The organism is Subdoligranulum sp. APC924/74 (genome assembly GCF_003324125.1).
GTDB lineage: Bacteria > Bacillota > Clostridia > Oscillospirales > Ruminococcaceae > Gemmiger > Gemmiger qucibialis.
Window position 1 is genome coordinate 1 of the sequence record NZ_PSQF01000117.1, and the last position, 7,280, is coordinate 7,280.

The 7,280-nt window shown below is 57.7% G+C and carries 9 protein-coding genes; 4 read left to right on the forward strand and 5 right to left on the reverse strand.

The features are described 5' to 3' along the window. The 4 genes from C4885_RS14665 to C4885_RS14680 all read left to right on the forward strand — a co-directional run. Positions 1–582 (forward strand): GH25 family lysozyme (locus tag C4885_RS14665; protein ID WP_305791098.1); only part of this gene is annotated, 582 nt, incomplete at its 5' end. A 4-nt stretch (positions 583–586) separates the two neighbouring features. Then, positions 587–886 (forward strand): hypothetical protein, encoded by a 300-nt coding sequence (locus C4885_RS14670; protein ID WP_114001053.1) that lies wholly within the window; start codon positions 587–589, stop codon positions 884–886. Between the two features lie 2 nt (positions 887–888). Then, complete coding sequence (locus tag C4885_RS14675) at positions 889–1,140, forward strand: hypothetical protein (protein WP_114001047.1); 252 nt, start codon at positions 889–891, stop codon at positions 1,138–1,140. A 32-nt stretch (positions 1,141–1,172) separates the two neighbouring features. Continuing rightward, on the forward strand, positions 1,173–1,442 hold the full coding sequence (locus C4885_RS14680; protein ID WP_114001048.1) for a phage holin family protein: 270 nt from the start codon (positions 1,173–1,175) through the stop codon (positions 1,440–1,442). A 214-nt stretch (positions 1,443–1,656) separates the two neighbouring features. Here the strand turns inward: C4885_RS14680 and recA are convergent, their stop codons facing one another. The 5 genes from recA to C4885_RS14705 all read right to left on the reverse strand — a co-directional run bounded on the left by recA (position 1,657) and on the right by C4885_RS14705 (position 7,108). Then, complete coding sequence (gene recA / locus C4885_RS14685; protein WP_114001049.1) at positions 1,657–2,841, reverse strand: recombinase RecA; 1,185 nt, start codon at positions 2,839–2,841, stop codon at positions 1,657–1,659. 234 nt (positions 2,842–3,075) lie between these two features. After that, positions 3,076–3,948, reverse strand: a complete 873-nt coding sequence (gene prmC, locus C4885_RS14690; protein WP_114001050.1) for a peptide chain release factor N(5)-glutamine methyltransferase — start codon at positions 3,946–3,948, stop codon at positions 3,076–3,078. Further along, entirely contained in the window at positions 3,942–4,898 is a 957-nt protein-coding gene (locus tag C4885_RS14695; RefSeq protein ID WP_114001051.1) for a DUF1385 domain-containing protein, read from the reverse strand. Before C4885_RS14695 ends, prmC begins: the two co-directional genes overlap by 7 nt. 22 nt (positions 4,899–4,920) lie before the next feature. Then, positions 4,921–6,366, reverse strand: coding sequence for a HAMP domain-containing sensor histidine kinase (locus tag C4885_RS14700; RefSeq protein ID WP_242979612.1), 1,446 nt, complete (start codon positions 6,364–6,366; stop codon positions 4,921–4,923). Between the two features lie 34 nt (positions 6,367–6,400). Further along, positions 6,401–7,108, reverse strand: coding sequence for a response regulator transcription factor (locus tag C4885_RS14705; RefSeq protein WP_114001052.1), 708 nt, complete (start codon positions 7,106–7,108; stop codon positions 6,401–6,403). Between the last annotated feature and the right edge of the window lie 172 nt (positions 7,109–7,280).

Genomic DNA, 7,280 nt, shown 5'->3' on the forward strand with positions numbered 1-7,280 from the left:
AATGCCCAGCGCACGGCACTTGTACAGGCCTTTTTGTCGGAGATTGAGGCCGCAGGGTATTACGGCATCCTGTATGCTAGCTGCGATTTTATCCGCAATCGGTTGGACCACAAGTTCCTGTCCAAATATGATATTTGGGTAGCGCAGTACAGCAGCAAGTGCACCTGTCCCCTGCCCTATGGCATGTGGCAGTATTCCAGCCGCAACGCCCTGGGCATCCCCGGTTACGGCACCAGCCTGGACTGCAACCGCATCTACAAGGACTATGAGCGGATGATGATCCAGGCGGGCCTGCAGGGCCACACCGCACCCCCGCCGGAGGATACCACCCCCAATAAGCTGGACAAGCAGCGGATTACCATTGGCCGTATCTCCAGCGGCGACCGCAGCACCATCCGCGCCTTGTGCGATGGGCTGGGGCTGGTGGCTGCCAGTCTCTACCGCGAAACCTGCGCGGATGGCAACCTGTGGACGCTGGACATTGGCCCGGTATCCAGCGGGGACGCATGGTACATCATGCGCAAGTGCTCGGAGCTGCAGCTCATTGACGCAGGGTTGTACAAGAGCGAGTATGTGGGGTGATACGGTGAAAAAATTGTTTATCTCCCAGCCGATGCGCGGCAAGACCGACGAGGAAATCCTCAAAGAGCGCAAGGCGCTGATGGCCGACGTGTATATGAAAACCCATGAGGAAATCGAGGTCATCAAATCCTTTTTCGAGGGCGCCCCGACTGACGCAACGCCGCTGTGGTATTTGGGCGAAAGCCTCAAGCTGCTGGGCACCGCCGATTTTGCAGTGTTCGCCCCTGGCTGGCAGGACTATCGCGGATGCCGCATTGAGCACGATGCCGCCGTAGCCTACGGCATCCCTATCGTGGAGGTATGAGCATGGATGCTATCATCGTTGCCCTGATCACCGGCGGGCTGAGCCTGCTGGGGGTGGTTATCACCAACATGATGGCTGCCCGCCGTACCGAACAGCGGATGATAACGGCCCAGGCGGTCACGGATGCCCGCTTGGAGGAGCTGACCCGCGAAGTCCGCGCTCACAATAACTTTGCCCAGCGGGTGCCGGTGCTGGAAGAGCAGCTGCGTGTGGCAAACCACCGGATCGCGGACCTGGAAAACAAAACTGCTTGAAAATCACACACAGAGACATAGGAGGAAAAATCATGGATTTTGCATCTTTTGGTATTGCAAGCGTCGCTTGCATCACCGTTATCTGCTACCTTGCTGCCACCGCCATCAAGCAAACCCCACTGGCCAACAAGTGGCTGCCGTCCATCTGTGGTGCCCTTGGCGGCCTGCTGGGGGTGGCCGCCATGTACATCAACGTGCCGGACTTTCCCGCCGCTGATCCGCTGATCGCGCTTGCCGTGGGCATTGTTTCTGGCCTTGCGGCTACCGGTGCGGATCAGGTTATCAAGCAGGCCCAGAAATAAGAAATTCAATAAAATGAACCCCTGGAGAGTGTTGCTCCAGGGGTTCATTTTATTGAATTATTCTGCCGTTTTCTACGACTTTTATACGACCTACGACCGAAATACGACTGCAAATCAAGGAGAATACCGGAGCATCGCGCAGCATAAAGAAGTTGATAATTTACGAATGGTTGTTCTTTATTCGATGCCTAGTGTTTTATCGCAAAGGCGTAAGTTATTCGTCAACCATGATGTCGAGGTCCATCTCGCTGCCGGTGGTCTTGGGTGTATCCGCCATGGGAGCGGCAGGGGCATCTTCAGCAGCAACGGGGGTAACAGCCGGCTTCTCCAGCGGCTTCACGGTTCCCTTTTTGCCGGCCGCCAGCAGACGGTCCGCATTTTCGCGCACCTGCTTTTCAATCTCAGCAGCCACATCAGGGTGTTCTTTCAGGTAGAGCTTGGCGTTATCGCGGCCCTGGCCCAGGCGGATATCGCCATAGTTGAACCATGCGCCGCTCTTTTGCACAATGCCCAGCTTAGCACCCAGATCGATCATTTCGCCCAGTTTGGAGATTCCCTCGCCGAACATGATGTCAAACTCGGCCTCACGGAACGGGGGTGCCACTTTGTTCTTGACGATCTTGGCGCGGGTACGGTTGCCGATAAAGGAACCGCTGGCGTCCTTCAGGCCCTCAATGCGGCGCACATCAATCCGTACAGAGGAATAATATTTCAGGGCGCGGCCACCGGTGGTCACTTCAGGGTTGCCGTACATCACACCGACTTTTTCGCGCAGCTGGTTAATAAAGATGCAGACGGTGTTTGTTTTGCCGATGATGCCGGTCAGCTTACGCAGAGCCTGGCTCATCAGGCGGGCCTGCAGGCCAACGTGGGAATCGCCCATTTCGCCTTCAATTTCGGCTTTGGGCACCATGGCAGCAACAGAGTCCACAACAATAGCGTCAATCGCGCCGGAGCGTACCAGAGCTTCGCAGATTTCCATGGCCTGCTCGCCGGTATCCGGCTGGCTGACCAGCAGGCTGTCAATGTCAACGCCAAGGGCGCGGGCATAGGTGGGATCCAGGGCGTGCTCAACGTCGATAAAGGCAACCTCACCGCCCAGCTTCTGGGCTTCAGCCAGAACATGCAGGGCCAGGGTGGTTTTACCGGAAGATTCCGGCCCATATACCTCAATGATGCGTCCGCGTGGCAGGCCGCCGATGCCCAGCGCCAGGTCCAGCCCCAGGCTGCCGGTGGAAATGGCATCCACCTGCATGGCAACGTTGGTCCCAAGCTTCATCACGGCGCCTTTGCCAAACTGCTTTTCGATCTGGGCCAGTGCCGTCTCCAGCGCTGCCTTTTTATCCCCTGCCGGGCCGGTGGGGAGCTGCTTGGATGAACTTTCCTTTTTTGCTGCCATAAGTTTATATCTCCTTATCTGAGCGATCGTGCGTTGTATCCCATATGCACCACAGGCAACTGCGGTGCTGTTTTTATTTTGTACGGCAGGTGCGCTGCTATCCAAATGGTCGTCCTGCGTTTATCAGGTATTATTATAACCAATCGCGGCACGAATTACAACCATTTGTTGTCATCTTTTCAAAATTTTCTTCGCATTTTCCACATTTCAGCTGCAAAACGTTGAAAATCAGATTTATTTCACCCGTTGGGCGTACACCACACGGTCGTTGCCGCCGTAATCCTTCCTTGCCTGCACTTGCTGCCAGCCGTTTTGGCGGCATATCTCCATCACATCCGCCCGCTGGGCACAGCCAATCTCAAACACCAGCCACCCACCGGGGCAGACAATATCACGGTAGTGGGCGGCAATGGCGCGGTAAAAATCCAACCCATCCGTTCCGCCGTCCAGCGCCATAGCTGGCTCGTGGGCGGTCTCCGGCATCAGGGCCTGCATCTCTGCCCCGGTCAGGTACGGCGGGTTGGAGATGATCAGCTGCACGCTTTGGGGCATAAGCTCTCGCCAGTATTGCAGCACATCCGCTGCCTTTGCCTGCACACCGGTGCCATGTACGTTGGCTTGCAGGTATTGCAGCGCCTGCGGGCTTTTTTCCACGCAGGTCACGCTGGCACTTGGCACAAAATGGCGGATGCCAATGCCCAGGCAGCCAGTTCCGGCGCACAGGTCCAGCACCCGGGGCTCAGGTTTTCCCATCTGCTGCAACAGCTCAATGGCCGTTTCGCACACCACCTCGCTGTCTGCGCGGGGGCAGAGCACACCGGGGCCGACTTTGAAGGTCAACCCCAGAAAGTCCCACTCCCCTGCCAGGTATTGCAGCGGCACCCGCTGCATGCGCTGAGCCGCCAGTTCCGCCAGGCACTCAGCCTGCGGCCGGGTAAGCGGGTCAAACAGCAAGCGCGGATCTTTTCCAGCGGCAATGCGCAGCAGTTCGCGGGCGTCGTAATCAGCATCGGGGCAGCCTGCGGCCTGCAGAGCATCCTGCACCATGCGCACAGCCTGGCGCGGCAGAATGCCCGCCAGCTGCTGTGGGGCAAGCGGCGTTACCATTGGCCGTCCTCCGGCTTTTTGGGCAGTACGGGGGTAACGGCGGCGATGGCCACTTCAATCATGTCATCTTCCGGCTCAAAGGTCGTCAGGTGCTGCAGCCAAAGCCCCGGCACCGAAACAGCCCGTGCCAGCAGCGAGTTGGAACGCCCTGCCCACTTCAAAATCTCATAACAGATGCCCACCAGCAGCGGCAGCATGGCCAGCTTGTACAGCACGCGCAGCATGGTACCGCTCCACGGCAGCACCGCATACAGCACAATGCTGACCAGAATGACCAGAATCAAAAAACTGGTGCCGCAGCGGGGGTGGAACCGCGTATGTCTGCGGATGTTAGCAACCGTCAATTCCTCACCTGCCTCATAGCAGGCAATCGTTTTGTGCTCAGCCCCGTGGTACTGGAACATGCGGTGGATTTCCTTCATGCGGGTGCAGAGGAACATGTAACCCAAAAAGATTGCCAGCTTGAGCACTGCTTCCAAGATGACCCGCGGCCAGCGCCCCATGGGGATCACTTTTGCCACCAGCCCAGTCAGGAACGTAGGCAGAAAGGTAAACAGAAAAATTGCCAGCACTACACCTGCGCAGGCGGAAAGGGTCATCAGCGCACTTTGTACCTTGGGGCCGGCGTGTTCGTCCAGCCAGCGGTCCAGCTTGCTCTCGTTCTGCTTTTCTTCCTCTTTTTCCTCTTCCGTCATGGCAATATCGGCGGAGTGCATCAGGTATTTGTACCCGTTCATCAGGTTTTCCACCATATTGCACACTCCGCGCACCAGGGGAACTTTATTGTACCAGTGGGTGGTCACATCGGAATAGCTCAGATCAATCGTGCCGTCCGGCCGGCGTACCGCGCAGCAGATTTTTTCAGGGCCGCGCATCATAATACCCTCCATCAGGGCCTGGCCGCCCACAGAGGTACGGAATTTTTCAGTTGGACGTTGTTCTTGCGGCATGGGTTCTCCTTTATTTTTGCGGTCAAAGCGGCTCGTGCAGATGTTCCTGCCCAGCGTGGTAGATGGGCAGGGTGATGGTAACGGTGGTACCCTGCCCCAACGTTGAGGTGATATCCGCCGTACCGCCCAGTGCTTTGGTGATCTCATCCACCACCGCCAGGCCGATGCCGGAACCACGCACGGCGTTTTTGGCTTTGAAGAATTTCATCTTTACGTTTTGCAGGTCATCCGGCGCAATGCCGCGGCCCTGGTCCCGGATGCTGGCCGTTACGGTGGTGGCGGTGCGGGTCAGAGTAAAGAAAATGGTTCCTTCCGGCGGCGAATATTTGATGGCGTTATCAAATACGTTGACAAACACCTGGCGCAGGCGGGCGGGGTCAGCCCAAACGGGATACGGCTCCGGCGGTTCGTCATACACAAGGTGCAGCCCCTCCTGCCGGATGCGGGCTTCCACAAACAGGGCAGCGTCGGTGGCTTCGGCCACAAAATCCAGCACCTCGCAGTTCAGTTTGATGCCGTTTTGCAGGCGGGAAAAATCCAGCAGTTCCTCCACCATATCATACAGGCGGTCGGTCTCACTGCGGATAATGGTAATACCCTTGCGGTAGTTTTCGTCATCGGGGTCACGGATGTTGGCGATGGTTTCCACCCAGCCTTTGATGCTGGTCAGCGGAGTGCGCAGTTCGTGGCTGACAGAGGAGATGAACTCGTTTTTCATCCGTTCCGTTTTTGTCAGGTCCTCGGCCATCTGGTTGATGGCTTTGCACAGGCGGCCGATCTCATCGTCATACGGGGTATCCGGCAGGCGGGTGGTCAAATCGCCGTGGGCAATGCGATTGGCGGTGGCTTCCACCTGGCCCAGCGGCCGCACAATGGTGCGGATAAAAAACAGGCCGCTGAACACCGCAAACCCCAGCACCACCGCCGCCACGCCGAACGAAACCATCAGCGTGCTGTACCACTGGCGGTCCACCAGCGTCAGGCTGGTAACAAGGCGCATGGCCGTCACATTGCCCGCCGCATAAGGCACCAGGCTGGTAACAGCCATCACGTGTTCGCCGTCCGCTGTGCGGAAAGTGACCATGCCGCTGCCGGTGGAGCCGGTGACAGCCTGATAAAAATCCCTGCCCTCGCTCAGCAGATTCTTGTTCATGGTGCCGCTGGAGGTTGCCAGCACCACGCCGGAGGAATCCAACAGCATGAACTCGAACTTATCTTTTTCATCAAACTGTTCCACCGTGCGGCGCAGGGACTGGCTGCGGCTTTCAGACGTTGCCTGGCTGCTGCCGGCGGTGCCGGTTGCCTGCAAACGCCCCTCCACGGTGGAAAACCGCGCCTGCATGGCACGCTGCACCCCGCCGTACAAATTCTGGTGGCTGTAATACAAAAACAGCCCCAGCGCCGCAGCCAGGATGCAAATGGTAATCAGCAGGCTGCCGCGCAGCCAGCGGCGGGTAATGCTCTGCACAGGCGGCAGCCCCCTTTCCATAAAAATGCGGTAATTATGCGTTCCAGCGGTAGCCATAGCCCCAGACGGTCAAAATGTGCTGGGGGCTGCTGGGTTCATCTTCCACTTTCATGCGCAGGCGGCGGATGTTGACATCCACGATCTTGACATCGCCGAAATACCCCTTGCCCCAAACGCCTTCCAGGATCTTTTCGCGCACCAGGGCAGTGCCGGGGTTGCGGAAAAACAGCTCCATGATCTGAAATTCCACCTGGGTCAGGTCAATGGGCTTGCCGGATTTGTACAGCACGCGGCTTTTTTCATCCAGCACAAAGGGGCCGCTGACCAGCTGATCCGGCTCGGAGCCTGCCTGTTCATCGTCCGCAGTGGCGCTGCGGCGCACTCGGCGGGCCAGCGCTTCCACGCGGGCCATCAGCTCCGACACCGAGAACGGCTTGGTGATATAATCATCCGCGCCGATGGAAAGGCCGCGGATCTTATCGCTCTCCTGCCCTTTGGCGGACGCCATAATAATACCGATGTACGGGTCGCCGTGGCGGATGGTTTCGCACAGCGAAAACCCATCCATGCCCGGCAGCATGATATCCAGCAGCGCTACATCGCAGGGGGGATTTTTCTGGATCAACTCCAGCGCACGTTCCGCGCTGGGGGCTTCCAATACTTCCCAGCCTGTCATTTTCAGGTTCAGTGCCACAAGTTCGCGGATGCTGGCTTCGTCTTCTACGACCAGAATACGTTTCATTGTTTTTCCTTTCCCGGTCGGGGTTCTGTTTCCCGCCGCCTGATTGTTATGGCGCACCGCCCGCAGATAGACATGCGCGTTTTACCGTATATTTTTAGGGCAATACCGCATAATTCTAAGTGCCGATACGGCGAGCGAGGTGCGGCAGATGCCAAGCCAAAAGCGCAGATAA